The sequence below is a fragment of the Roseateles sp. genome (assembly GCF_036486225.1).
Classification (GTDB): Bacteria; Pseudomonadota; Gammaproteobacteria; order Burkholderiales; family Burkholderiaceae_C; genus Roseateles.
Map to the genome: position 1 here is coordinate 1 of NZ_DASVNZ010000017.1, position 25,050 is coordinate 25,050.

At 68.8% G+C, this 25,050-nt stretch carries 21 protein-coding genes; 8 read left to right on the forward strand and 13 right to left on the reverse strand.

The features are described from left to right. Positions 1-319 precede the first annotated feature (319 nt). Together VF536_RS01580 and VF536_RS01585 are read left to right on the forward strand one after the other, a co-directional pair. Positions 320-706, forward strand: coding sequence for a hypothetical protein (locus VF536_RS01580; protein WP_331613029.1), 387 nt, complete (start codon positions 320-322; stop codon positions 704-706). A gap of 158 nt (positions 707-864) precedes the next feature. Continuing rightward, positions 865-1,815 carry a CsgG/HfaB family protein gene (locus VF536_RS01585; protein WP_331613030.1) on the forward strand — a complete coding sequence of 317 codons (951 nt, stop codon included), beginning with the start codon at positions 865-867 and terminating at the stop codon, positions 1,813-1,815. 201 nt (positions 1,816-2,016) lie between these two features. On the opposite strand, the gene VF536_RS01590 is transcribed toward VF536_RS01585, so the two are convergent. Next, entirely contained in the window at positions 2,017-2,439 is a 423-nt protein-coding gene (locus VF536_RS01590; RefSeq protein ID WP_331613031.1) for a YciI family protein, read from the reverse strand. 193 nt (positions 2,440-2,632) lie between these two features. Continuing rightward, on the reverse strand, positions 2,633-5,362 hold the full coding sequence (gene acnA / locus VF536_RS01595; RefSeq protein WP_331613032.1) for an aconitate hydratase AcnA: 2,730 nt from the start codon (positions 5,360-5,362) through the stop codon (positions 2,633-2,635). Between the two features lie 319 nt (positions 5,363-5,681). On the opposite strand from acnA, the gene VF536_RS01600 reads away from it, so the two are divergent. From VF536_RS01600 to VF536_RS01615, 4 genes are all read left to right on the forward strand, one after another. Beyond that, positions 5,682-7,022, forward strand: coding sequence for a class I SAM-dependent methyltransferase (locus tag VF536_RS01600; RefSeq protein ID WP_331613033.1), 1,341 nt, complete (start codon positions 5,682-5,684; stop codon positions 7,020-7,022). Positions 7,023-7,264: 242 nt separating this feature from the next. Further along, positions 7,265-8,143, forward strand: a complete 879-nt coding sequence (locus tag VF536_RS01605) for a flagellin (protein ID WP_331613034.1) — start codon at positions 7,265-7,267, stop codon at positions 8,141-8,143. Positions 8,144-8,269: 126 nt separating this feature from the next. After that, positions 8,270-9,262 carry a hypothetical protein gene (locus VF536_RS01610; protein WP_331613035.1) on the forward strand — a complete coding sequence of 331 codons (993 nt, stop codon included), beginning with the start codon at positions 8,270-8,272 and terminating at the stop codon, positions 9,260-9,262. Positions 9,263-9,378: 116 nt separating this feature from the next. Next, on the forward strand, positions 9,379-9,924 hold the full coding sequence (locus VF536_RS01615; RefSeq protein WP_331613036.1) for a PAS domain-containing protein: 546 nt from the start codon (positions 9,379-9,381) through the stop codon (positions 9,922-9,924). Between the two features lie 3 nt (positions 9,925-9,927). Here VF536_RS01615 and garD read toward each other — a convergent pair whose 3' ends face one another. The 4 genes from garD to kdgD form a co-directional block, all read right to left on the reverse strand. Beyond that, entirely contained in the window at positions 9,928-11,496 is a 1,569-nt protein-coding gene (gene garD, locus VF536_RS01620; RefSeq protein ID WP_331613037.1) for a galactarate dehydratase, read from the reverse strand. 93 nt (positions 11,497-11,589) lie between these two features. Further along, positions 11,590-12,945: an MFS transporter gene (locus VF536_RS01625; RefSeq protein WP_331613038.1), complete on the reverse strand. Its 1,356-nt coding sequence runs from the start codon at positions 12,943-12,945 to the stop codon at positions 11,590-11,592. Between the two features lie 116 nt (positions 12,946-13,061). Next, on the reverse strand, positions 13,062-14,501 hold the full coding sequence (locus VF536_RS01630) for an aldehyde dehydrogenase family protein (RefSeq protein WP_331613039.1): 1,440 nt from the start codon (positions 14,499-14,501) through the stop codon (positions 13,062-13,064). Positions 14,502-14,607: 106 nt separating this feature from the next. Next, on the reverse strand, positions 14,608-15,522 hold the full coding sequence (gene kdgD / locus VF536_RS01635) for a 5-dehydro-4-deoxyglucarate dehydratase (RefSeq protein WP_331613040.1): 915 nt from the start codon (positions 15,520-15,522) through the stop codon (positions 14,608-14,610). A gap of 350 nt (positions 15,523-15,872) precedes the next feature. Between kdgD and VF536_RS01640 the strand changes: the two genes are divergently transcribed. Then, positions 15,873-16,103: a hypothetical protein gene (locus tag VF536_RS01640; RefSeq protein ID WP_331613041.1), complete on the forward strand. Its 231-nt coding sequence runs from the start codon at positions 15,873-15,875 to the stop codon at positions 16,101-16,103. Between the two features lie 4 nt (positions 16,104-16,107). Next, positions 16,108-17,499 carry a DUF6895 family protein gene (locus VF536_RS01645; protein WP_331613042.1) on the forward strand — a complete coding sequence of 464 codons (1,392 nt, stop codon included), beginning with the start codon at positions 16,108-16,110 and terminating at the stop codon, positions 17,497-17,499. 185 nt (positions 17,500-17,684) lie between these two features. Here VF536_RS01645 and VF536_RS01650 read toward each other — a convergent pair whose 3' ends face one another. The 7 genes from VF536_RS01650 to VF536_RS01680 all read right to left on the reverse strand — a co-directional run. Next, positions 17,685-19,271 (reverse strand): DUF4832 domain-containing protein, encoded by a 1,587-nt coding sequence (locus VF536_RS01650; RefSeq protein ID WP_331613043.1) that lies wholly within the window; start codon positions 19,269-19,271, stop codon positions 17,685-17,687. A 234-nt stretch (positions 19,272-19,505) separates the two neighbouring features. Then, complete coding sequence (locus VF536_RS01655; RefSeq protein ID WP_331613044.1) at positions 19,506-19,976, reverse strand: nuclear transport factor 2 family protein; 471 nt, start codon at positions 19,974-19,976, stop codon at positions 19,506-19,508. A gap of 100 nt (positions 19,977-20,076) precedes the next feature. Then, positions 20,077-22,215, reverse strand: coding sequence for a flagellar biosynthesis protein FlhA (locus VF536_RS01660; RefSeq protein ID WP_331613045.1), 2,139 nt, complete (start codon positions 22,213-22,215; stop codon positions 20,077-20,079). Continuing rightward, positions 22,212-23,360, reverse strand: coding sequence for a flagellar type III secretion system protein FlhB (locus VF536_RS01665; RefSeq protein WP_331613046.1), 1,149 nt, complete (start codon positions 23,358-23,360; stop codon positions 22,212-22,214). The genes VF536_RS01660 and VF536_RS01665 overlap by 4 nt, the downstream gene beginning before the upstream one ends. Next, positions 23,353-24,153, reverse strand: a complete 801-nt coding sequence (locus VF536_RS01670; RefSeq protein ID WP_331613047.1) for a flagellar biosynthetic protein FliR — start codon at positions 24,151-24,153, stop codon at positions 23,353-23,355. Before VF536_RS01670 ends, VF536_RS01665 begins: the two co-directional genes overlap by 8 nt. A 36-nt stretch (positions 24,154-24,189) precedes the next feature. After that, positions 24,190-24,459, reverse strand: coding sequence for a flagellar biosynthesis protein FliQ (gene fliQ, locus VF536_RS01675; RefSeq protein ID WP_331613048.1), 270 nt, complete (start codon positions 24,457-24,459; stop codon positions 24,190-24,192). Beyond that, positions 24,456-25,050 (reverse strand): flagellar type III secretion system pore protein FliP (locus VF536_RS01680; RefSeq protein ID WP_331613049.1); only part of this gene is annotated, 595 nt, incomplete at its 5' end. The genes fliQ and VF536_RS01680, both read right to left, overlap by 4 nt.

The following is a 25,050-nucleotide window of genomic DNA, read 5'->3' on the forward strand; positions in this document are numbered from 1 at the left end:
GACGGCGGCGCCGACCGCCTGCCGCCACCCCGCCCCGGACGCGCCGCCCCGATGGCATCGGCCTTCGCGCCGTTTCGCCGCAGCCCGCGCCAATCCTCGCGATGCGGGGGACGGGTCTTGCCGTCCGGTGTCCGACAACGCCGGAACGTGCGGCCTGTGGAACAGGGGCGTCGACGATGGCCGTCGATGCGGGTTCCCCCGTCCCGGTTCCGGGCAATCCACCACGATGGGGGCCTCGCTTTTTCAAAAGCGACGTCTAACAATCCGCGACATTCCTTTGAAATCGTTTGATTTCGGTACACAGGCAAGGGGAAAACGAATGATGGCCAGAGGCCTGATGGTTGCCGGACTGCTCGCCGCGTCGCTCGCGGCGGTCGCCCAGGTGCCGTACGTGTTCAGCTACAACCCGGGGCCGACCCGCGGCACCAAGTGGGTGGCCAAGGCCTCCGACGGCAACGCCGAAGGCGCGGCCTCGGTGGTCTCGTCCTCGCCGCGTCCGGTGTGGGCGCGGGTCTGCTACACGATCGGTCCGTCGGACAGCACCGTGTCCGTCTACGCACAGACCCGCAACGAAGAGGCGCGTGCGTTCGAGATCGCCTGGGGCGGGTGCAGCGACGTGTTCGGCACCAGCATCTGGATCGGCAATCCGCACGGCCAGCCGGTCGGCGGGTATTACGGCGTCGCGCCGGCCACGCCCCTCGATTGACTCCGCGCTGATTGATCTTGCGCTGATCGACCCTGAGTTCCCCGCGCTCCGTCCGGTCGGGTCCGGCCGGAGCCCGTCGCCCGCGTCCTTGCCGCGTCTTTGTTGTTGCTCGTTGTGAGACGTCGTCGGAGACGTCCTTAGAAAACCTGGAGGATTCCATGCTTGCCACTTCCCGCCTCGTTGCTTCGTCCAGCCTCGTGCTGAAGTCCGCCCTGATGCTGTCGCCGCTGCTGCTGGCCGGCTGCCTGGCCACCGCGCCGACGATGGGCGAGAACAAGGGCACCGTCTCCGGCGCCGCCGGCGGCGCGACCGCCGAGAACCAGAACAGCAAGCTCGAGCATTGCGACGAGACGCTGGGCACGCTGACGATCTTCGAGGACAACAACGCCCCGTGGTGGTCGCAGCTGCGCGAGCGCCAGCTGGGATCGACCGTGCCGGTGCTGCGCCTGATGGTGCAGCAGTCCAACTGCTTCGTGATCGTCGAACGCGGCAAGGCTTTCGCCAACATGGAGCGTGAACGCGCGCTGATGCAGTCCGGCGAAACGCGTGCCGGCAGCAACTTCGGCCAGGGCCAGATGGTCGCCGCCGACTACACGATGAGCCCCGAGATCCAGTTCTCCGGCAAGACCGGCGGCGGCGGCGGCGGCATCGGGACCGGCGCGATCGGCCTGCTGACCGCGGTGGCGGCCAACGTCAGCCAGAACGAGGCGTCCACCACGCTGCTGCTGGTCGACAACCGCTCCGGCGTGCAGATCTCGGCCGCGGAAGGCACGGCCAAGAACTTCGACTTCGGCTTCGGCGGCGCCAGCTTCTTCGGCAACGCCGCGATCGCCGGTGGTGCGTACGGCAAGACGCCGGCTGGCAAGGTCGTGGTCACGGCCTTCGCGGATTCGTACAACCAGATGGTGAAGGCGCTGCGCAACTACAAGGCGCAGCAGGTCAAGGGCGGCCTGGGCGCCGGCGGCCGACTGGGCGTGTCGGGCGGCTCGACTGCGGCGTCCAAGGAAGTCGATCAGGCGGCGACGCCCGCGAAGGCAGCGCCGAAGGCGGCCGCCAAGCCGGCGGCGAAGAAGCCCGCCACCACGACGACGCCGCCGGCGACGAAGTGATCTTGCGCTGAAGGAGAAGTGGGCGGGTCGGGAGACCGCCCAACCCCGCGCGGCCAAGCGCGGGCTCTCCACGCAGCAGGGGGCATCCCTCCGGGAACCCCCAGCAGCATTCCGGCCCCACTCGCAGCCGCTGACGTCCTCCATCTTGGGGGCGTGGCGTGCGGGGTGGGGCTTTTGCTTTGCTGCTTTCTGCCTCGTCGCTTACTGCTTCTCGATCTGCGAGCGCAGGCGCTCTTCCTGCTCACGCAGTTCGGGCGTGAACGCCTCGCCGAAGTCCTCGGCTTCGAAGATCCGGCGGATCTCGATGTCGGACTCGGTGGTCTGCGGGTTGGGGCACTTCTTGACCCACTCGATCGCCTCTTCCAACGACGCGCACTGCCAGATCCAGTAGCCGGCGATCAGCTCCTTCGTCTCGGCGAAAGGACCGTCGATGACCTTGCGGTCCTTGCCGGAGAAACGCACCCGCGCGCCCTTGCTCGTCGGATGCAGGCCCTCTCCGGCCAGCATCACGCCGGCCTTGACCAGTTCCTCGTTGTAGGCGCCCATCGCGGCAAGCAGTTCGGTGCTGGGCATCTCGCCCGCTTCGCTGTGCTTGTCCGCCTTGACGATGACCATGAATCGCATGTCGATCTCCTGATGCAGTCCTGAAAATGGAAGAGGGTGGACAAGCCATCGGCGATTCAACGAATCGACGAAGGGCTCGTCTCACCCTCATGACGTTCTGCGAGGTCCGCTTTCGACACTGTCGACCGCGGCTCCGACGTTTTCTTCAGCGGCGGATCCGCAGTGGCGGATCAACCCGCGCGCAGGACCCCGATCACGCAGCCAGCAGCTGGCGCAGCACGTAGGGCAGGATGCCGCCGTGGCGGTAGTACTCGACCTCGATCGGGGTGTCGATGCGCAGGATCAGCGGCACGCGGCGCTCCGGCACGCCACCGTCTGCCGCGCGGATCACCAGCGTCGCTTCGGACTGCGGCTTGATCTCGCTGCCGAGTTCGATGTCGATGACCTCGTCGCCCTTCAGGCCCAGCGATTCCCAGGAGTCGCCCGGACGGAACTGCAGCGGCAGCACGCCCATGCCGACCAGGTTGGAGCGGTGGATGCGCTCGAAGCTCTTGGCCACGACCGCGCCGATGCCCAGCAGCTGCGTGCCCTTGGCCGCCCAGTCGCGGCTGGAGCCGGTGCCGTACTCCTCGCCGGCGAAGATCACCGTCGGGGTGCCGGCGGCGATGTAGCGCATCGCGGCATCGTAGATGAACATCTTCTCGCCGCCCGGCTGGAACAGCGTCAGGCCGCCTTCCTCACGCGCGCCGTCGGGCTTGGCCGGAATCATGAGGTTCTTGATCCGGACGTTGGCGAAGGTGCCGCGCATCATGACTTCATGGTTGCCGCGGCGCGAGCCGTAGCTGTTGAAGTCGGCCTTGAGCACGCCCTTGTCCTTGAGGTAGGCGCCGGCGGGCGAGACCTCCTTGATGGCGCCGGCCGGGGAGATGTGGTCGGTGGTGATCGAGTCGCCGAACAGCGCCATGATGCGCGCGCCCTTGACGCCGGCTTCCTGCGCTTCGGGGATCTGGGTGAAGCGGTCGAAGAAGGGCGGCTGCGCGATGTAGGTGCTCTTGGGCCAGCCGTAGACCTGGCCGGTACCGCCCTTGATCTTCTCCCACAGCTTGCCGGGCTCGGCCTTGACCTTGCCGTAGTTGGCGCGGAAGGCGTCGGGGTTGAGCGCGAGCTTGAGCAGCGCGTGGATCTCGTCGCTGGTCGGCCAGATGTCGCCCAGGTACACCGGCTTGCCGCCCGTGCCCAGGCCGACCGGGTCGGTCATCAGGTCGCGCGTCATGTTGCCGGCGATGGCATAGGCCACCACCAGCGGCGGGCTGGCCAGGAAGTTGGCCTTGATGTTGGGATGGATGCGCGCTTCGAAGTTGCGGTTGCCCGACAGCACCGCGGCGCAGATCAGGTCGTTGCCGGTGATGGCCTCGTTGATCTCGGGCGTCAGGTCGCCGGCATTGCCGATGCAGGTCGTGCAGCCGTAGGCGGCGACGGAGAAGCCCAGCTTCTCCAGATACGGCAGCAGGCCGGCGTTCTGCAGGTACTCGGTGACGATGCGCGAGCCCGGCGCCAGCGAGGTCTTGATGTGCGGCTGGACCGTCAGTCCGGCCTCGACGGCCTTCTTGGCCAGCAGGCCGGCGGCGAGCATCACGCTCGGGTTGGAGGTGTTGGTGCAGGAGGTGATCGCGGCGATCAGCACGTCGCCGTTGAAGATCTCCAGGCCCTTCTGCGACCCGCCGAGCGGGAAGGACTTCGGCAGCTTCTCGACCGGCTGGTTGAAGCCGTTCTCCGCGATCGGCTTGGAATACAGCGACGCGAAGGTCTTCGCCAGGTCGGTGATGACGATGCGGTCCTGCGGGCGCTTGGGGCCGGCCAGCGAGGGCACGACCGTGCCCAGGTCCAGCGAGACCACCTGGCTGAAGCGGATGTCACCCGCCTTGGGGACGCCGAACAGGCCCTGCGCGCGGAAGTAGCTCTCGAAGGCCTCGATCTCGTCGGTCGTGCGGCCGGTGCCCTTGAAGTAGTCGATGGTGCGCTCGTCGACGGGGAAGAAGCCCATCGTCGCGCCGTACTCGGGCGCCATGTTGCCGATGGTGGCGCGGTCCGGCACGGACAGCGAGGCCGTGCCCTCGCCGAAGAACTCGACGAACTTGCCGACCACCTTGGCCTTGCGCAGGATCTCGGTGACGGTCAGCACCAGGTCGGTGGCGGTGACGCCTTCGCGCAGGCGGCCGCTCAGCTCGAAGCCGACCACGTCCGGCGTCAGGAAGTAGACCGGCTGGCCGAGCATGCCGGCCTCGGCCTCGATGCCGCCGACGCCCCAGCCCACCACGCCCACGCCGTTGATCATCGTCGTGTGGCTGTCGGTGCCGACCAGCGTGTCCGGGTAGTACACGGTCCCGGCGCCGCTGCCGGTCTTGTGCACGCCGCGGGCCAGGTACTCGAGGTTGACCTGGTGGACGATGCCGAAGCCGGGCGGGACGACGCCGAAGGTGTCGAAGGCCTGCATGCCCCACTTCATGAACTCGTAGCGTTCGCGGTTGCGCTCGAACTCGAGCTTCATGTTCAGGTCCAGCGCCTTGGGGCTGCCGAAGTGGTCGATCATGATCGAGTGGTCGACGACCAGGTCGACCGGCACCAGCGGCTCGATCGTCTTGGGGTCCTTGCCCTGGGCCTTGGCGACGTTGCGCATCGCGGCCAGGTCGGCCAGCAGCGGCACGCCGGTGAAGTCCTGCAGCACCACGCGGGCGACGACGAAGGGGATCTCCTCGTTGCGGGGCGCGTTGGGCTGCCAGTTGGCGAGCTGCTCGACATGCTCCGCGGTCACGCGCTTGCCGTCGCAGTTGCGCAGCACCGACTCCAGCACCAGCCGGATCGAGACCGGCAGCTGGTTCACGTTGGGGAAGCGCTTGGCCAGCTCGGGCAGCGAGTAGTACTTGCCGCTCTTGCCGGACGCGGTCTTGAAGCTGGCGACGGTGTTGGCGAATGCATGGGGCATGGCTGACTCCTTGGCTTTGGGGTCCTGGCGCGCTCCTGGTCGTCGAGGAGGCGGGACGGTTTCTCTTCGGGCGATTGGGGATGGGATATCGGGGCTGATTGTGGCCTCGCGCGGCGCCCTTGTGATGACTCCTTCGGGCGAGCTTGTGCGAGGGCGCAACGCCCCCTCGGGGGCGGCAATGTCCCCAGTCCGGGCGGGGCGTGGGGCAATGGCTAACATCCCGCAAGGACTTTCAGGCCGCCAGCACCCGGGCCGACAAGAACTGACCCTGGGGCGCTTCCGACCAACATTCTTTCGTAGCCTTCCGGACGAGGAATCCATGGATCAGGAACTGTTGTCGCCCACGTCGAGTGCCGCTCCCCGCGCGGCCGAGGTGATCCCCGAGGCCGCCGGCGCGCCGCCGCTGCCCCCCGCCGGACTCACGCTGCTGCAGCGTCTGTTCTCCGCCTATCCGGGCAGCATGGGGCTGCGGCTCGGGCACTGGTCGACGCGGCTGGGCCGGCAGGCGCACCAGCCGGCCGAGTTCACGCTGGTGCTGAACGACCCCACGGCGCTGCGGCGCCTGCTGCTCGGGCGCGATCCGCTGCGTTTCGCCGAGGCTTACTTCACCGGCCAGATCGACGTCGAGGGGGACTTCTTCGCCGCCTTGCAACTCAAGGACCACCTGCCGGAACTGACGCTGTCCTGGAGCGACCGCCTGCGCCTGGCCGTGCGGCTGCTGGCGCCCATCCCCCCGGCGACCGACGCGGAGCTGCGCGCCGGCGGCGTGCGCCGCCACACGCGCGCCGAGAACAAGGCCGCCATCGCCTTCCATTACGACCTGTCCAACGACTTCTATGCGTTGTGGCTGGACCCGGCGATGGTCTATTCCTGCGCCTACTACGAGACCGAAGACACGACGCTGGCCCAGGCCCAGTGGTCCAAGCTGGATCACATCTGCCGCAAGCTGCGGCTGCAGCCGGGCGAGGAACTGCTGGACATCGGCTGCGGCTGGGGCGCCCTGGTGATGCATGCGGCGCGTCACTACGGCGTGAAGGCCACCGGCATCACGCTGTCGGAGCGCCAGCTGGCGCTGGCGCGGGAGCGCATCGCCGCGGCCGGGTTGCAGGGTCAGGTGGAGGTCCGCCTGTGCGATTACCGCGACATGACGGGCCAGTTCGACAAGATCTCGAGCGTGGGCATGTTCGAGCATGTCGGCCTGAAGAACCTGCCCACCTATTTCGCCAGCGTCAACCGGCTGCTCAAGCCGGCGGGGTTGTTCCTCAACCATGGCATCACCCATGAGGAGGAGGGATGGGGGCAGGCGCTGTCGTCCAAGTTCATCAACCGCTACGTGTTCCCGGACGGCGAGCTGGACCGGGCGAGCAACGTGATGCGGGTGATGGAGCAGGAGCAGTTCGAGCTGCACGATGTCGAGGCCCTGCGCATGCATTACGCGAAGACGTTGCGCGCCTGGGTGGCGAAGCTGGAGGAGGGCCACGACCAGGCGCTCCAGTACGTGGACGAAGCGCATTACCGGATCTGGCGGCTGTACATGGCGGCCTCGGCGCTGGAGTTCGAGACCGGCGAGCTGGGCCTGTACCAGATCCTGGCGAGCAAGCGGGATGGTGGCCCGGCCCCGGTGCCGCTGACGCGCCGCTACATGTACGACGCCCACTGACCGCCAACCGCACTCCCAAGGCCCGAGGTCAGCGGGTGCGTGTGGGGCCGGAATGGCGCGGGGGGTTCCCGGAGGGATGCCCCCTGCACCGTGGAGTGCCCGCGCCAGGCCTCCCGAAGTTTTTTCACCCCCGCATTTAAGTCCTCGGACCCCCTGGTCGTCCTGTGAGTGGGAGGGCAGCTCAAGCCCTTCGATCAACGAAGCGCCCCGGCGCTTGCCCACACTCTCAAGGAGCGAACACCATGTTGAGCCTGCACACCAATGCTTCGGCCCTGTCGACCCAGAACTCGCTGAGCTCGACGCAGAAGAGCCTGGCCACGTCGATGACCCGTCTGGGCACCGGCTACCGCGTCAATTCCGCGATGGACGATGCTGCCGGCCTGCAGATCGCCACCCGTCTGGATTCCCAGACCCGCGGCATGGCCGTGGCCCAGCGCAACACGCAGAACGGCATCTCGATGCTGCAGACCGGCGAAGGCGCGCTGAACGAAGTCAGCAACATCCTGCTGCGCATGAAGGACCTGGCGACGGAAGCCTTCTCGGCCTCGTCGACCGCGACCGACAAGACCGCGATGCAGGGCGAATACGACGCGCTGGCGACCGAACTCGGCAACATCGTCAAGAACACCAGCTTCGGCGGTACGCAGCTGTTCTCGGACGGCACGCTGACGACCGGCGCGGGCGGCAAGATGTCCGCCGCGATGTCCTTCCAGATCGGCGCCTCCGAAGGCGAAACGATGACGGTGGATGTCTCTGGACAACTGACCACCCTGGCGGGCGGGCTGCTCGGCGTGGCGGCGAACTATGCGAGCCAGGCGGCTGCCGGCACGGAGTTGACGGCCGGTGCGAACACGCTGCTGACCGACCTGAGCGATGCGATCGATGACGTCGGCGAACTGCGCGCCGCCTTCGGCGCCGCGGCCAACCGCCTCGACCACGTCTACAACAACCTGCAGAACATGAGCACCAACACGGCCGCCGCCAAGGGCCGGATCATGGACACGGACTACGCCGCCGAATCGTCGACGATGACGACCAAGCAGATGCTGATGCAGTCGGGCACGGCGATGCTCAAGCAGAGCAACAGCATGTCCGGCCTGGTCATGTCGCTGCTGGGCTGATGACCGCGGGGCGCGCCGCGCGGCGCGCCCGACGACATCGACGCGAGGGCTGGACGGCGACGTCCGGCCCTTTCCTTTTTCAACGGCACCGCCGCGCGGCGGACAGGGCTGACGAGGCGCAGGCACATGGCGGGATCGACATCGAATGCCGGCGCGATCGGCGCTGTGAGCGGCATCGCCGCAGCCGGGCGGCTCCAGCCGGCGCTGCGCGATTTCGCGGGGCTGATGCCCGGCGCGGTGCTGCGCCTGTCGGGCGGCGGCGACCGCGGCGGTGGCGCGGGCGGCTGGCGGTTGGAGTCCCTCGACAGCGGCGAGATCATGAGCCTGATCGAGCCGCCGCTGGACGACCTGCTGCCGGGCGACCAGGTGCTGCTGCGCGTGCGCGCGGTGGTGCCGCGGATGGAGCTCGAAGTGGTCGAGCGCCGCCGGGATCCCTCCCATGTCGGGGCGACCTCCGCCGCCGGAGGGCGCGGCGAGGGGGCGATGCCGAGCGCCTGGGGTCAGCTGTCCGCCTTGCGGGTGGACCTCGCGCAATGGCGTCGGCAGTTGTTGACGGCGATCGTCGAGGCGCCGCCGGTGCGCACGCCGGCCGGGCTGGTATCGGCCTGGACCCTGGCGCTGGCGCACGGCCAGGTGCCGGTCGGGCCGGGCGGCGAGCCGCTGTGGCTGCTGCCGCTGCCGTATTGGGTCCGCCGCGAGGGGCGGGAGTCGGGCGAAGCGCCCGGGCTGCCATCCGGGTTGCCATACGGGTTGCCATCCGGGAGTGGCGCGCTGGCCCGCCATGACGATGCGCTGCACGCGCCCGCCGCCGCCGGGCCCGGCGAGGAGCCCGCGCTGAGCCTGCTGATGCGCTGGCGCGGCGAGGCGGTCGGTCTGCAGCTCCAGGGCACGCGCGCGGCGCTGTCGCTCACGGTCCTGGCCGAGCACGATCCGGTGCTGACGGCGCTCCGGGGCGAATTGCCGCGGGTGGTCGCCGCATTGGTGCGGGCCGGTTTCCGCCTGCGGCGCCTGGGCTGGCGCAAGCAGCCCTTGTGGGTGCCCGTGGATCCGTCGCCCCCGATGCGTTCGGACACGACCTTGCTGACCGCGGCGGCTGAACTGGTGACCGCGCTCGGATAGCCGGCGGGACTCTGTCAAGCCTGCTCGTGGGGCGGTGTGGCGTCCTGGCTGCTTTACCCGCCTTGAGGGGGAACGCACGTTGACCGCCTCCGGGGCGGCGCGCAAGATACCTCTCCATGGGGATCCGTCATGACGAAGTCAGGAACTGGCGGACTGCGGTGGAGCAGGGCGCCTTCGGCGTCTGGGACTTGAACCCGCCGCTGGAGCTGGTGCATTACTCGCCGCGCTGGAAGGAGCATCTGGGCTTTCCGCATCCGGACCGGCCCGACAGCACCGCGTTCTGGCGCTGCCGCGTGCATCCCGAGGACCTCGATCCGATGATGCTCACCCTGCGTGCGCACTTCGACGGCTTCACCGACACCTACGAGCAGCGCTTCCGCCTGCGCAGCAACGGCTCCGGCTACCGCAACGTGCTGTCGCGCGGCCGGATCGTGCAGCGCGACCACCGCGGCAACGTGCAGCGGATGCTGGGCACGATGGTGGACCTGACGGTACGGCCGTTCACGCCGTACCAGGATCGCTCCCTGGGTGAGCACCAGGCGATCGGCTCGCTGGGCTGCACGCCGTTCCATGCGCTGCTGGAAGACGGCAACGAGACGCTGCTCGACCAGGTCGCCGGGATCCTGGCGGCGTCGTTCAGGCAGACGACGACCGCGCCCTGAGTTTCAGGTCACCGGCGCCGGATTGAACAGCACCAGCGCGTTCGCCAGCTTGTGCTGTTCCGCCCAGGTCTTGCGGCCCGAAGCCACGTCCAGCATCAGGCGGAACATCTCCCAGCCCATCTCCTGGATGGACTTCTCGCCGTCGGCGATCTGGCCGGCGTTGATGTCCATCAGGTCGAACCAGCGGCGCGCCAGGTCGCTGCGCGTCGCCACCTTGATCACCGGGCATTCCGCCAGGCCGTAGGGCGTGCCGCGGCCCGTCGTGAAGACGTGCAGGTTCATGCCCGCGGCCAGCTGCAGCGTGCCGCAGATGAAGTCGCTGGCCGGCGTCGCCGCGTAGATGAGACCGCGCTGCTCGCGCGCCAGCTTGTTGCCCGGCGACAGCACGCCCGAGATCGCCGAGCTGCCGCTCTTCACGATCGAACCCATCGCCTTCTCGACGATGTTGGACAGCCCGCCCTTCTTGTTGCCCGGCGTCGTGTTGGCGCTGCGGTCGACGCTGCCGCGCTCCAGGTAGGCGTCGTACCAGGCCATCTCGCGCACCATCGCCTCGGCCACCTCGGGAGAGCTCGCGCGCGAGGTCAGCTGCGCGATGCCGTCGCGCACCTCGGTGTTCTCGCTGAACATCACCGTCGCGCCCGCGCGCACCAGCAGGTCGGCGCAGTAGCCCACCGTCGGGTTCGCGGTCACGCCCGAGAACGCGTCGCTGCCGCCGCACTGCACGCCGACCACCAGCTCCGACGCCGGCACCGTCTCGCGACGGCGCTTGTTCAGACGCTCCAGGTGGAAGGCCGCCTGCGTCATCACCGAATCGATCATCGACATGAAACCGACGTGCTTCGCGTCCTGCAGGCAGACGACGTCGAGCGCTTCCGGCGCGACAGACTCCCCGCGCTGGTCCGCGATCGGGATCACGCCCGGCGGCATCAGCCGCTCGGGCTGCAGCTTCTCGCAGCCCAGGCTGACGACCAACACCTCGCCGCCGAAGTTCGGGTTGAGGCTGATGTTGCGCACCGTGCGGATCGGGATCACCGCGTCCGGCGCGTCGATCGCGACGCCGCAGCCGTAGGTGTGCGCGAGGCCGACCACGTCGTCGACGTTCGGGTACTTCGGCAGCAGCTCGCGCTTGATGCGGTCCACCGCGAATTCGACTACCCCCGCCACGCATTGCACCGTCTGCGTGATCGCCAGGATGTTGCGCGTGCCCACCGAGCCGTCCGCGTTGCGGTAGCCCTGGAAGGTGTAGCCCTCCAGCGGCTCCAGCGCGGGCGCCTTCACCGTGGCCATGGGCAGGCCCTCGAGCTCGCGTGCCGGCGGCATGCGCAGCAGGCGCTCGTGCACCCAGCTGCCGGCCGGGATGTCCTGCAGCGCGTAGCCGATCGGGACGTTGTAGCGCAGCACCGCCGTGTCGGCCGGCAGGTCGACCAGCGCGACCTTGTGCCCCTGCGGCACCTGGTTGCGCAGCACCAGCCCGGAGGGCAGCACCGTGCCTTCGGGCAGTCCGCCGTCGTTGGCGACGATGGCGACGTTGTCGGCCTCGTGCATCTGGATGGTCAGCGGGGAGGTGATCATGGTCGTGTCCTGGGTCGGTTCAACCTGGGGGAATCGGGAATGGAATCGGGGTCGGGCGAGGGCGCCGTCCGTGGCGCCCTCGCGCTCAGGCGTTCAAACGGGCTTCAACTCGACGCGCTTGATCTCGCCGACGATGAGCAGGTAGCTCGCCACCGCGATCAGGGCGTGCGCGCCGACGAACACCAGCGCGCCGTTGAAGGACTTCGTCGTCTGCACGATGTAGCCGATCACGATCGGCGTCACGATGCCGGCGACATTGCCGAAGGTGTTGAACAGCGCGCCCGACAGGCCGGCGATCTCCTTGGGCGAGGTGTCCGACACCACCGCCCAGCCCAGCGCACCCAGGCCCTTGCCGAAGAAGGCCAGCGCCATGATGCCGACGACGACGGCTTCGATGCCTACGTAGTTGCACGCGATCATGGAGGTCGACAGCAGCATGCCGACCACGATCGGCACCTTGCGGGCGAAGGTCAGCGAGTGGCCGCGGCGCAGCAGCCAGTCCGAGATCACGCCGCCCAGCACGCCGCCGGCGAAGCCGCAGATCGCGGGCAGCGCCGCGACGATGCCGGCGTTGAGCAGCGACATGCCGCGTTCCTTGACCAGGTAGATCGGGAACCAGGTCAGGAAGAAATAGGTGAGCACGTTCACGCAGTACTGTGCGATGTAGACGCCCATCAGCATGCGGTTGCCCAGCAGCTGCTTGAGGTAGCCGAGCTTGGGCCCCGAGGCTTCCTTCGCCTTGCCGTCGCCGGACAGCAGTGCGCCGCCGGATTCGATGTGCTCGCGCTCCGCGGCGGAGAGGGTCGGGTGCTCGGCCGGGCTGTTGTACATGGTGCGCATCCACACCACGCTCATCACGATGCCCAGGGCGCCCATGAAGTAGAAGACCTCGGACCAGCCGATCGCGTGCACGATCCACGCCATGATGGGCGCGAACAGCACGGTGGCGAAGTACTGCGCGGAGTTGAAGATCGCCGACGCCGTGCCGCGTTCCTTCACCGGGAACCAGGCGGCGACCATGCGGCCGTTGGCGGGGAAGGAGGGGGCTTCGGCCAGGCCGACCATCAGGCGCATCAGGAACAGCGAGGCCACCGCCAGCGGCAGGCCGAAGAGCATCGCGTCCATGCCCATGTGGTGCACGCTGCCCTGCAGCATGGTGAACAGCGACCAGAGCAGGATGCTCCAGGCGTAGACCTGCTTGGCGCCGAACCTGTCGAGCAGCCAGCCGCCGGGCAGCTGGCCCAGCACGTAGGACCAGCTGAAGGCCGAGAAGATGAAGCCCATCTGGATCGAGTCGATGCCCAGTTCCTTGGACAGGACGGGGCCGGCGACGCCGACGGTGGCGCGGTCCGCGTAGTTCAGGACCGTGACGGCGAAGATCATCGCCAGCACGCCGAAGCGCGCGCGGCCGATGCCGGTCGCGGCCGAGGAGGAGAGGGATAACTGCATGTTGTCTCCGGAATCGTATCGAGGGCCGGTCTGCGCCGGCTTGCCTGTCGGAATGGCCCGGGGTCGGGCTCGGGATCAGCGGTGTCCGCGGGCCTGGGTGTTCAGGCCTGCCTCACTCAAGCCTGCGTGTAAGCCGTCTTCACCGTCGTGTAGAACTCGGCGGCGTAGCGGCCCTGTTCGCGCGGACCGTAGCTCGACGACTTGCGACCGCCGAAGGGCACGTGATAGTCGACGCCCGCCGTCGGCAGGTTGACCATCACCATGCCGGCCTGCGCGTGGCGCTTGAAATGCGTCGCGTGCTTCAGCGAGGTCGTCGCGATGCCGGTGGCCAGGCCGAACGGCGTGTCGTTGGCCAGGTGCAGCGCCTCGTCGTAGTTCTTGGCCCTGATCACGCTCACGACCGGTCCGAAGATCTCTTCGCGGTTGATGCGCATGGCCGGCGCGGTCTCGGTGAAGAGCGCCGGCGTCAGGTAGAAGCCGGGCGCGCCCGCGCTGCTGCTGGCCACGGCCTCGCCGCCGGCGGCGAGCGTCGCGCCCTCGGCCTTGGCGATGGCGATGTATTCCAGGTCCTGCGCGAGTTGGCGCTCGTCGACGACCGGGCCGATGTCCGTGCCGGCCTTGCGGGCGTCGTCGACCTTCAGCGTCTTCATGCGTTCGACCATCGCGGCGACGAAACGGTCATGGATGCCTTCGGTCACGATCAGGCGCGAGGACGCCGTGCAGCGCTGGCCGGTCGAGAAGAAGCCGCTGTTGATCGCGGCCGCGACGGCGACGTCCAGGTCCGCGTCGTCCAGCACCACGAACGGGTTCTTGCCGCCCATCTCCAGCTGGAACTTGGCCCCGCGCGCGACGCAGGCCGCCGCGACGCGCTGGCCGGTGGCCACGCTGCCGGTGAAGCTGATGGCGTCGACGCCGGCGTTCTCCAGCAGCTCGGCGCCGACCTCGGAGCCGCGGCCCATGACGAGGTTGAAGACGCCGTCGGGCAGGCCCGCGCGCTTGAGGATGTCGGCGAGGGCCCAGGCCGAGCCCGGCACCAGGTCGGCCGGCTTGAGCACCACGCTGTTGCCGAAGGCGAGGGCGGGCGCGATCTTCCACGCGGGGATCGCGATCGGGAAGTTCCACGGCGTGATCAGGCCGACGACGCCGATGGGCTCGCGCGTCACCTCGACGCCGACGCCGGGGCGCACGGAGGGCACGACCTCGCCGCCGACGCGCAGCGCCTCGCCGGCGAAGAACTTGAAGATGTTGCCGGCGCGGGCGACTTCGCCGATCGCTTCGGGCAGGGTTTTGCCTTCCTCGCGGGCAAGGAGGTCACCGAGTTCGGCACGTCGCGCGAGGATCTCGGTGCCCGCGGCATCGAGCACGTCGAAGCGCTGCTGCGGCGTGGCCAGGCTCCACTTGCCGAAGGCGTGGCGCGCGGCGGCGATGGCGGCACGCGTCTGCGTCACGTCGGCCTGGGCGTATTCGCCGACCACGTCGCGCGTGTCGCTCGGGTTGATGTTGCGGGAAGCGCGGGGGCCGTCGACCCACTCGCCGTTGATGAGGTTCTTGAACATGACTGACTGCTCTCTGTCTTGGACTGCGCTTCGCTCGTCGCCATCGGGGATGCGGCGAGAGAAGGGGGAACGCGCGCCGTCGTGATCGGCGCGCGCCGCTGAGGCCTTACTGCGGACCCAGCCTGGAGATCAGCGCACCCAGCTCGTCGACTTCGGCGGGCTTGAGGTCGGACAGCGGCGGGCGCACCGGACCGGCGGTGTGGCCGATGAGGGTGGCGCCGGCCTTGACGATGGAGACCGCGTAGCCGTGGCCCTTGTTGCGCAGGGCGATGTAGGGCAGGAAGAACTCCTTGATCAGGCGGTCCGTCGTGGCCGTGTCGCCGGCGGCGTGGGCGTTGTAGAAGTCGATGGCGGTCTTCGGGATGAAGTTGAAGACGGCCGACGAATACACCGGGCAGCCCATGGCGCGGTAGGCGCCGGCGAAGACTTCGGCGGTGGGCAGGCCGCCCAGGTAGCTGAAGCGGTCGCCCAGGGTCTGGCGGATGGAGACGAAGGATTCGATGTCGCCGAAGCCGTCCTTGAAGCCGATCAGGTTGGGGCAGGTGTCGGCGAGCTTGAGCAGCGATTCGGGCGTCAGGCGGCAGGCGCCGCGGTTGTAGACGATGACGCCGAACCTGACGCTGCGGCACACGGCCTGCACGTGGGCGACCAGGCCGTCCTGCGACGCTTCGGTCAGGTAGTGGGGCAGCAGCAGGATGCCCTGGGCGCCCAGGCGTTCGGCTTCCTGCGCGTACTGGATGGCCACGCGGGTGGGGCCGCCGGCGCCCGCGATGATGGGCATGCGGCCCTTGCAGGTCTCGACGGCGACGCGGATGACGTCGCTGTATTCCTTGGGCTCGAGCGAGAAGAACTCGCCGGTGCCGCCGGCGGCGAACAGGGCGGTGGCGCCGTAGGGCATCAGCCATTCGAGGCGCTCGGCGTAGGGCTTGGGCGCGAAGTTCAGCTGGGCGTCGAAGTCGGTCAGCGGGAACGACAGCAGGCCGTGGGAAATCGTCTCTTTGAGGGCTTGGGGCGAGGTCATGAGGGGCTTGTCTCCGTGGCTACAACAGCGCTGGACCCTTCATCGCACCTGGATTGGTACCGGTACCAGCGTGAGCGGATGGTAGCGAGCAGGACATCACGGTTCAAGAGGGATGTCGTACAACTGCGGGTAATCACCTAATCGTTCTTCGCGCAGCCATCCCCCGATGGTGGGCGCTCATTCGCGGGCGCCCATTGGAGGGACCACTTCAGAGGGGGGAGAGCTAGGGGTGGTCGGCTGCAGGAGCGGCATCTACAACCGGTAGGCGATCGAGGGAAAGCAGTCCGCTTTGTTCCCGATGCGCCGGGGCCATGTGACGGCCTCATCACGGCATTACCAAGGAGTCAGCCATGAGAACCGAAGCGAGAACCGCCTTCCAGCAGCAGGTCATCGAAGCGCTCGTCGAGAGCAAGGCCATCAACATCGACGCGGTGAGCGCGACCTTCGCCAAGTTCGGCGAGCGCGCCCTGCTGCAGGGCGAGCCGCTGGTCACCATCATCAACCGCCACGCCATCTGGAACTGCGGCTGGCCGGGGCCGGAGCTCGACATCCTGCGCGACGGCCCGCAACTGCGCGGGTGAGGCCATGAGCGCGGTCGTGTCGAGGCCCGTGATCCGGCCGATGGGGGGCAGGCGGTCGGTCGCGACCCGGCGTCGGGACGACCTGCTCGGCCGCGTGCACCTCGCGGTGCGCCTGGCCCGGAGAACCTTGAAGGCCGCTGTGGCCGCGGAGGAGGAGGGCCTCGCCAGGAGCGGCCCGGAGGCGTCGCCACGGCCGGCCGCGCTGGTGCTGGGCAAGGTCGTCGGCGAGGCGGCGATGCTGCTGCGCACGACGGCGCCCTTGCGCGGGGAGGACGAGACGCTCGACGTCGAGGCCCGCTTGCTCGCGGTGCAGCTCGTGGCGCAGGCGCGCGGGGCGCGGGTGCGGGAGCGCCTGTGCAACGACGCGGGCCGCGCGCTGGAGCATGCGTCGGCGCATCTGTTCCTCGGCGATGCCGGGTATCCGGACGAGGCCTTCGATCGGCTGCTGGCCGACATCCTCGACGGCGAGGACGCCTGCGGTCCGGAGCGTCTGCCGAATCACCAGCTCGAATGCGCCTGGCTCGATCAGATCCGGCGCGGTCGCGTCGAGGTCGAGCCGATCGACGAGGAACTGCTGGTCGCCACCTGCATCGGGTGGCCGCTCGACGTGCTGGGCTGCTCGACGCTGGACCTCTACATGTTCACGCACGTGGTGATGTACGCCTCCGACATGGGGCGGCGGACGGTGCCTCTGCCGCGGCCGGCCGAGGACATCCTCGCCGAGGCGGAAGCGGGTCTGGCCGCGGCGCTCGACGCGGACAACTTCGATCTGGCGGCCGAGCTGCTGTGGACCTGGCCGATGCTGCATCAGCGGTGGAGTGCGGCGGCGGTCTTCGCGTTCGAGCTGTTGACGCAGGTGCAGGACGAGCATGCGTTCCTGCCGGGGCCGGACTACGCGCGATGGGCGGAGCGCGCGGGCGGCGGGCTCTCGCACGAAGACGTGGTGCTGCGCACCTCGTATCACGCGACGCTCGTGATGGGCATGCTGTGCGCCGTCGCGCTGCAGACAGACGTGGAGCCGCATCTCGAGGCACCTCGGGGGGCGCCGCGGGAGGCGCCGCGGGGGACGCGACTCGCGGCGCGGTTCGCGGGCATGCAACCCGTGCCCAGCGACGATCTGCTCGACAGGCTGCCCGCCAAGCCGTTCGTGCCGCGATGGCAGCGCGACTTTGCGTCACTCGATGAACGCGAGCGCGCTTCGTTGACGTCGTTGTGTTTCAGTGTCTGGTTCCGCCGGGCGGCCTCGGCCAACGACATCCCGCGACTGCGCGAAGCCCTGGCCGCGACGCTGGAACACGACGACTGCGACGGGCCGTCGGCGCATCAGGCCCTGCGGCGCCTTCAGCGCATCACGGCCATCGGTCGTCTTCAAGCGGAGGCAATGGCCTCGCGCTGATCGTCGGGCGTCCTCTCGGCGCTTACCCCGGCCCTCACCCCCGCCCTCACCCCCGCCCTCTCCCGCAAGCGGGAGAGGGAGCCCGACCGGCTCTACTCGCAGCACTGGCTCCTCTTTCTCCCTCTCCCGCTTGCGGGAGAGGGCAGGGGTGAGGGCCAGCGGCCTGGGCAGTCAACAGGATCCCGTCACTTCACCTCGACGACCGTGCCGAGCGAGAAGGCCCCCAAGGTAGCGTCCCACCGCTGTCCCGACGCGGCGTTATCCGCATTGGCCCACCGGATCGCGAAGCGCGCGTCGGTGGCCAGACGAGCATCGCCGTCGGGCAACGCCACGCTGACCTGATAACGACCGGCCGGCAGATCCGCCGGCAACGCCGCGGCGAGCGTCGCCGCCTGCTCGACACCGCTGGCCAGCCACGTGCGCGGATCCGCCCCCGAAGCATCGATTCGACGCACCTCGCCGCTCGTGGCGTTCTTCAGCACCAGCTGCACGCCGCGCGGATTGAAGACCCGCGCCCAGCCGTCGTTGCGCAGATCCAGCTTCAGCGTCAAGGACTGACCCCGGGTCACCGACGCCGCGTGCGACACCTTCACCAGCGCCAGCCGATAGCCCATCTTCCGGCGCACCTCGGCCATGCAGCCGCCTTGCACCCACTTGTCGTGGAAGGCGGTGCGGTAGTACTCGTCGTTGAGGTAGGTCAGGTTGTAGCGGGCGCCCTCGCCGAGGATGTCCGCGCACTGGCTGCGCGGCACGGCGCCGGCTTCGTCGGCCGGGTTGCAGGTCTCGCCGCCGAAGGGCGCGAGATCGCCCAGCCGGTCGACGTAGTCGCGCTGCTTGGCCGCGGTGGTCGTGTTGTCGTCGTAGGTGCCGACGTCCGTCTTGCTGGCGAGGAAGCAGTCGTTGTGCACCCCGACGCGCAGGCTGCCGGCCAGCACCGCGCTCAAGGTCGGCAGCGTCGGCGTGCCGTCCATCACATACGGCGGATACCGCAACTGGATGAAGCGGCTCGCCGGCAGCGCGGCGAGCAGCGCATCGCGGATCCGGTTGCGGCTGGCCGCCGCGGTCAGGTTGTTGGAGGAGGTGTGCCACTCCCCCCACGCGCCGATGAATCCCGCCTGCATGAACGCGATGACATCGGCATTGCGCTGCAGCACCGGCTTGAACTGCGTGATGTGCGCGAGCACGCGGGACAGCGGCGCGTCCTTGGCGTTCTGGTAGTCGACCTCGGACTCGGGATAGTTGTAGACGACGCGGATCACCAGCTTCACGCCCGCGGAGCGTGCGTGGTCGAACGCCGTCTCGACCTGCGCGAGCAGCGCCGGGGTCAGGTCTGAACCGCGATAGGCCGACAGGTCCAGCTTGGAGAACAGCAGTCGATAGCCGGCCTTGTAGGCGTCATCGGCATCGGCGCGGGTGAAGGTGTCGAGGTTGGCCCAGGTCCAGCGGTAGAAGCCGCGCTCGGGGTTGGGGAGTTCGGCGTCGGTCGCGGTGAAGGTGGCGACCGTCGGGGGATCGTCGGTGCCGACAGGGGGCACGGGCGCGGGCACCGGTGCGGGCACCGGCGTGGTGGTCGGCGTCTCCGGTGCGGACGGCGTAGTTGGCGTCGTCGGCGAACTCGCGCCTGTCGTTGGAGGAGCAGTCGCCACCGGCGGTGGCGAGGCCTCGCTCGATCCCGATCCGCCCCCGCAGGCCGTGAGGATCGACAGCGAGAACGCCGCGGCGATCGGGCTCATGCCCAGGAGCGGGCGGCGGAGGAGGCGTTGCTTCTGCATGGATGCGGGCTCATTGGCTGGTTTGTTGCCAATGTATTTCTGCAAAAGCCGGGAACTCCGCTACCGCGCGCAACAGAGTGCATCGCGGGCGGTGGTTGGAAAAAACCTTTCGAGGTTCCAAGGGGCGAAAGCCCGTTGAGGGAGACCAGATCGCGACACACCCAGAGGGCCGCGCAGCGTCGGAGGCCGACCTTCAATGAACTGAGCCAGGCCTGAACCGCGTTCGCCCCGGACTCAGAACATCGTGTTCTTGTTCTCCGCCTTCTCGGGCACGTCCTGCACCACATCCCAGTGCTCGACGATCTTGCCGTCCGCGACGCGGAAGATGTCGACCACGGCCTGACCGCGGTCCGCCGGCTCGACCTTGAAGTGGACATGCAGGTACACCAGATCCCCGGACGTGGCGCTGCGCACGATGCGAGAGGTCGACTTCGGGTGCTCCTTGAAGAAGCCGCTGAAGTACGACACGAACGGCGCCTTGCCGTCCGGCACGTCGGGGTTGTGCTGGCGGTAGCTGTCCGCCACCACGCGCGCCGAAGCAATGTCGTGCTTGTTGAAGAAGCGGTCGTAGAAATCGACGACCAGCACACGGTTGGTCTCTTCCTGCTTGAGGTCTCGCGTTTGTGGCGGTGCGGCGTGGGCAGCGCTGGCAAGCGTCATCAGGCCGGCGAGGAGGAGGGGATGTGCGCGGAAATGCTTGAGCATCGTCAGGTCCGTTCATTGATTCGCAGGTGGATGCTGGCGTCGTGCTGGCGATGGCGCCGATGGTAGCGGGCGAGCGGGGGGATCCGGCCGTCGCCGCAGGTCACCCCAGCGTCCCCACCACCGCGATCTCCTTCTGATCCGGCACCTCGTTGTACGAGAGCACGGCCAGCCCGGGCGCAAAGAGCCGGGCATAGCGCGCCAGCAGCGGCCGTACCTGCGGCATGACCAGCAGCGCCGGCGGGGCGCCCAGCGACTTCATCTGGTCCCGCGCGCCCGGCATGTGCTGCTGCAGCTGCGACAGCAGCTGCGGATCCACCGGGTAGCTGTCCAGCTGCACCTTCGCGCCGCCGGCGCGCGCCTGATTCAGCGCGTTCAGCAGGTGGTTCTCCAGATCGCTGCCGAGGTTGAACACCTTCAGCGCGCTCAAGGCCCCCTGCGGCCCCTGCAGCTGCGACACGATCTGCCGCTTCAGCGCGCAGCGGACCTCCGCCGCCAGCAGCACCGGATCCTTGGTCGCCTCCGCGTTCTCCACCAGCGTGGACGCGATGCTCTGGATGTCCTTCACCGCCACGCCCTCGGCCAGCAGCAGCCGCATCACCTTCAGCAGCTGTGCATGCGTGTACGCCTTGTCCAGCGCGCCGCCCAGCTTGGGCGCGATCGCGTTCAGCCGCTCCATCAGCGCCGCGATGTCGTCGAACTTCAGCAGCTCCGGCAACTGCTCGCGCAGCACCTTCGAGACATGCGTCGCGACCACGCTGGCCACGTCCACCACCTGGTAGCCCAGACCGAGCGCGTGCGCCTTGTGCTCCGCCTCGATCCAGGTGACCGGCATCGCATACGCCGGATCGAAGCCGGGAACGCCGTCCACGTCGCCCCACACCTGGCCCGACGCGATCGCCATCAGCCGGTCCGGGTAGACCTCCGCCTGCGCCACCACCGCGCCGCTGAGCGAGATCGCGTACTGGCTCGGCTTCAGCGACAGATCGTCCCGCACCGACAGCGTCGGCAGCAGCACGCCCAGCGATTCGCTCAGCGACTGCCGCATGCCGCGCACCCGCGTCTGCAGCGGCGCGCCCTGCGCCGGATCGATCAGCCCGACCAGCTTGTAGCCCAGGCTCACCGACACCGCCTCCACCACCGGCAGTGCGCGCCAGTCGATCTCCGGCGGCGTGCCCGCGACCAGCGCGCTCTCCACCGGCGCGGCCGGCTGGATGCGGTCGCGCGACCGGTCGCCCATGCGCCACGCCGCATACGCCAGCGCCACCGCGAACGCGCCGAAGGCCAGCCACGGCATGCCCGGGATCAGCGCCAGCACGCCCATGACGCCCGCCGCGCTGTAGAGCACTTGCGGCGAGGCCAGCATCTGGTCGCTGACCTGCTGCTCGAACTCGCCCGAGTCGCTGACCCGCGTCACGATGATCGCCGCAGCCGCCGACAGCAGCAGCGCCGGAATCTGCGCGACCAGGCCGTCGCCGATCGTCAGCAGGCCGTACTGGCGGATCGCCTCGCCGAGCGACAGCCCGTGCATCAGCGCACCGATCGCCACGCCGCCCACCAGGTTGATCAGCAGGATCAGGATGGAGGCGATCGCATCGCCGCGCACGAACTTGCTCGCGCCGTCCATCGCGCCGTAGAAGTCCGCCTCGGTGCCGACTTCCTGGCGCCGCTTCTGCGCCTGCTCCTGGTTGACCAGGCCGGCATTGAGGTCGGCGTCGATTGCCATCTGCTTGCCGGGCAGCGCGTCCAGCGTGAAGCGCGCCGACACCTCCGAGATCCGCTCCGCGCCCTTGGTGACGACGATGAAGTTCACCACCATCAGGATCACGAACACCACCAGGCCGACGATGAAGTTGCCGCCGATGACGACGTTGCCGAAGGCCTCGATCACCTTGCCCGCGGCGTGCGTACCCTCGTGTCCGTGCAGCAGCACCACGCGCGTGGACGCGACGTTCAACGACAGCCGCATCAGCGTCGTCGCCAGGATCACGCTCGGGAAGATCGAGAAGTCCAGCGGCCGTCGGCTGTTCACGCTGACCAGGATCACCACCAGCGACAGCACGATGTTGAAGGTGAACAGCACGTCCAGCAGCACCGGCGGCAGCGGCAGGATCACCATCGCCAGGATGGCCAGCAGGAACAGCGGCGCCGCGACGCGCAGGTCGCGCAGCTGCTGGCCGAGGCGGCCGAAACGGGCGATCCCGGCGGGCGACGCGGTGGAGGAGGGCGGGGAGGACTTCATTCGGACTCCGGATCGGAGAGGTGGCGCGGCACCGGCAGATCAGGCGCCAGGCTCGGTTCGGTCGGGCGACGGCCCGCGTGGAAGGCCTTCAGCTGCATCACATAGCTGAGCACCTGCGCGACCGCCTGGTACAGCGACGCGGGAATCTGCTGCTGCACCTGCGCGCTGTTGTAGAGCGCGCGCGCCAGCGGCGGCAGTTCCAGCAGCTGCACGCGGTGCTCCCGCGCGAGCGAGCGGATGTAGAGCGCCATCTCGTCGACGCCCTTGGCGACGACGTAGGGCGCCTCGGCCTTGGTGCTGTCGTAGCGCAGCGCGACCGCGTAGTGCGACGGGTTGACGATGACGACGTCGGCTTCGGGCACGGCCTTGCGCACGCTGCGCCGCGCCAGTTGCTGCTGCAGCTGCCGGATGCGCTGGCGCACCTCGGGCCGGCCCTCGTTCTGCTTGTACTCGTCCTTGACCTCCTGCTTGCTCATGCGCTGGTTGCGCAGGAACAGCAGGCGCTGCAAGGGCACGTCGATGAGCGCATAGAAGGCGAGTACCGCCGCCAGCGTCAGCAGCCCGTCCATCACCAGCGCGGCCGCGCGCGCCAGCGCCACCGGCAGGCTCAGCGCCTGCAGTTGCACATACTGCGCCGCGTAGGCGGTCGTCACCCAGTACAGCACGGCGAGCACGCCGCCGGTCTTCATCAGCGTGGCGGCGAGCTCGGTGTAATGCTTGGCGCTGAAGAGCCGGCCGAGGTTGCTCAGCGGATTGAGCTTCGAGAACTTCGGCGCCCACTGCGAGGGCGTGAACACGAGGCCGCCGCCGAGCTGCGTCGCCAGGATCACCGCCGCCGGCAAGGCCAGCAGCGGCATCACCATCTTCGCGAGCAGCCACAGCGACTCGTGCGCCGCCTCGCCCCAGAGCGCGTCCAGTCCTTGCAGTGCGCCGTTGCCGTCCAGCGGCGCGAGCGCCAGCCGGAACAGCCGCGCGAAGTCCTCGAGGTAGGACGGCGCGATCATCATCAGCAGCTTCAGTCCGACCAGCAGCCCGATCGCCGCGCCGATGTCCTTGCTGCGCGCGACCTGGCCCTGCTCGCGCGCCTTGCGCAGCTTCTGCTCGGAGGCCTTCTCGCTCTTGTCGGCGGTGTCGGATTCAGCCATGGGCCCCTCCGGTACCGGGCACGCCGCGCATGCCTTGTTCCAGCATGCGCAGCAGCTGCTGCGTCATGCGCAGGTAATGCGCCGGCACGTTGGCCAGCATCTGCGTCAGCATGAACAGCCCGAAGAGCGTCACCAGCGAGTAGCCCAGCGAGAACAGGTTGAGCGCCGGCGCCACGCGGTTGAGGAAGCCCATGCCCAGCTGCACGACCAGCGTCGCCGCCACCACGGGCAGCGCCAGCAGCAGCGCCGCGGAGAACATCCACGCGAGGTTGTAGGCCAGGTTCTGCAGTGTCAGCAGCGAGAGTCCGGCGCCCAGCGGCCAGGCGCGGAAGCTCTCGCCCAGTACCGCGGTGAACAGCAGGTGGCCGTCCATGCCGAAGAAGGCGAGCACGCACAGGATGTTGAGCAGCGCGCCGACGACGTCCGACGAGCTGCCGTTGATCGGGTCGTTCATCACGGCCATGGCCAGGCCCAGCTGCGACGACAGCAGGAACCCCAACACGCCGATCACCGCGATCGCGAGGTGGAAGGTGAGCCCCATGGCCAGGCCGAGGACGGCCTGCTCGGCGGCAGCCAGCACGCCCTGCATCGAGAACACGGGGATCGCCACCGCGGTCGACTGCGCGATCGGCATCATCACCACCGCCAGCACCAGCGACAGCAGCACGCGCGCGGACATCGGCATGCCGGCGTCGCCCATCGTCGGCGCGGCGACCAGCATCGCCAGGATGCGGCAGAAGGGCCACCACAGCGCACTGAGCCAGGCGGTGAGCTGGCTGAAGTCGATGTCCAAGGGGATGCTCCGCGTCGAGATGGGCTGCGGCGTCGGCTACGAAGCCAGCTGCGCGGCGCGCTCGAAGATCGAGACGCAGTAGTCCATCAGCAGGCCCACCATCCAGCGGCCCGCCAGCCCCAGCACCAGCAGCGTCACCAGCAGCCGCGGCAGGAAGGCCAGCGTCTGCTCGTTGATCTGCGTGGCGGCCTGGAACAGCGCCACCACCAGGCCCGTGACCAGCCCCGGCAGGATCAGCACCAGCACCAGCAGCATCGTCAGATGCAGGCTCTCGCCGATCAGGTCGGCGGCGATCTCGGGCGTCATCCCGCGACCCCGCGCACGCTCGAGACCAGCGTGTTCACCGTCAGCGTCCAGCCGTCCACCAGCACGAACAGCAGCAGCTTCAGCGGCAGCGAGATCACCAGCGGCGACAGCATCATCATCCCCATCGCCATCAGCACCGAGGACACCACCAGGTCGATCACCAGGAAGGGGATGAAGAGCATGCAGCCGATCTGGAACGCGGTCTTGAGCTCCGACAGCGTGAAGGCCGCGAGCTTGACCGGGAAGCTGTGGTCCTCGGGCTTGGCCACGCCGGTCTCGCCGGCGAGCTGCGCGATCTGGGCCAGCGCGCTCTTGCCGGTCTGCGCCAGCATGAAGCGCGAGATCGGCTTCTCCGCGATCGCCAAGGCCTGCATCAGCGTGACCTGGTCGCTGTCGTAGGGCAGCATCGCCTGCTCGTAGACCTGCGTGCCGATGGGCTTCATCACCAGGATGGTCAGGATCAGCGCGATGCCCGTCACCAGCCGGTTCGGCAGACCCTGCTGCAGGCCCAGCGCCTGGCGCAGCAGCGACAGCACGATCACGAAGCGGGTGAAGCTCGTCATCATCAGCACCAGCACGGGCAGCAGCCCG

Bases quoted from the DNA above. Each gene is read 5' to 3' on its own strand.
- VF536_RS01580 (WP_331613029.1), top strand. From the start codon at position 320: ATGATGGCCAGAGGCCTGATGGTTGCCGGACTGCTCGCCGCGTCGCTC.
- VF536_RS01585 (WP_331613030.1), top strand. From the start codon at position 865: ATGCTTGCCACTTCCCGCCTCGTTGCTTCGTCCAGCCTCGTGCTGAAG.
- VF536_RS01590 (WP_331613031.1), bottom strand. From the start codon at position 2,439: ATGCGATTCATGGTCATCGTCAAGGCGGACAAGCACAGCGAAGCGGGC.
- acnA (WP_331613032.1), bottom strand. From the start codon at position 5,362: ATGCCCCATGCATTCGCCAACACCGTCGCCAGCTTCAAGACCGCGTCC.
- VF536_RS01600 (WP_331613033.1), top strand. From the start codon at position 5,682: ATGGATCAGGAACTGTTGTCGCCCACGTCGAGTGCCGCTCCCCGCGCG.
- VF536_RS01605 (WP_331613034.1), top strand. From the start codon at position 7,265: ATGTTGAGCCTGCACACCAATGCTTCGGCCCTGTCGACCCAGAACTCG.
- VF536_RS01610 (WP_331613035.1), top strand. From the start codon at position 8,270: ATGGCGGGATCGACATCGAATGCCGGCGCGATCGGCGCTGTGAGCGGC.
- VF536_RS01615 (WP_331613036.1), top strand. From the start codon at position 9,379: ATGGGGATCCGTCATGACGAAGTCAGGAACTGGCGGACTGCGGTGGAG.
- garD (WP_331613037.1), bottom strand. From the start codon at position 11,496: ATGATCACCTCCCCGCTGACCATCCAGATGCACGAGGCCGACAACGTC.
- VF536_RS01625 (WP_331613038.1), bottom strand. From the start codon at position 12,945: ATGCAGTTATCCCTCTCCTCCTCGGCCGCGACCGGCATCGGCCGCGCG.
- VF536_RS01630 (WP_331613039.1), bottom strand. From the start codon at position 14,501: ATGTTCAAGAACCTCATCAACGGCGAGTGGGTCGACGGCCCCCGCGCT.
- kdgD (WP_331613040.1), bottom strand. From the start codon at position 15,522: ATGACCTCGCCCCAAGCCCTCAAAGAGACGATTTCCCACGGCCTGCTG.
- VF536_RS01640 (WP_331613041.1), top strand. From the start codon at position 15,873: ATGAGAACCGAAGCGAGAACCGCCTTCCAGCAGCAGGTCATCGAAGCG.
- VF536_RS01645 (WP_331613042.1), top strand. From the start codon at position 16,108: ATGAGCGCGGTCGTGTCGAGGCCCGTGATCCGGCCGATGGGGGGCAGG.
- VF536_RS01650 (WP_331613043.1), bottom strand. From the start codon at position 19,271: ATGCAGAAGCAACGCCTCCTCCGCCGCCCGCTCCTGGGCATGAGCCCG.
- VF536_RS01655 (WP_331613044.1), bottom strand. From the start codon at position 19,976: ATGCTCAAGCATTTCCGCGCACATCCCCTCCTCCTCGCCGGCCTGATG.
- VF536_RS01660 (WP_331613045.1), bottom strand. From the start codon at position 22,215: ATGAAGTCCTCCCCGCCCTCCTCCACCGCGTCGCCCGCCGGGATCGCC.
- VF536_RS01665 (WP_331613046.1), bottom strand. From the start codon at position 23,360: ATGGCTGAATCCGACACCGCCGACAAGAGCGAGAAGGCCTCCGAGCAG.
- fliQ (WP_331613048.1), bottom strand. From the start codon at position 24,459: ATGACGCCCGAGATCGCCGCCGACCTGATCGGCGAGAGCCTGCATCTG.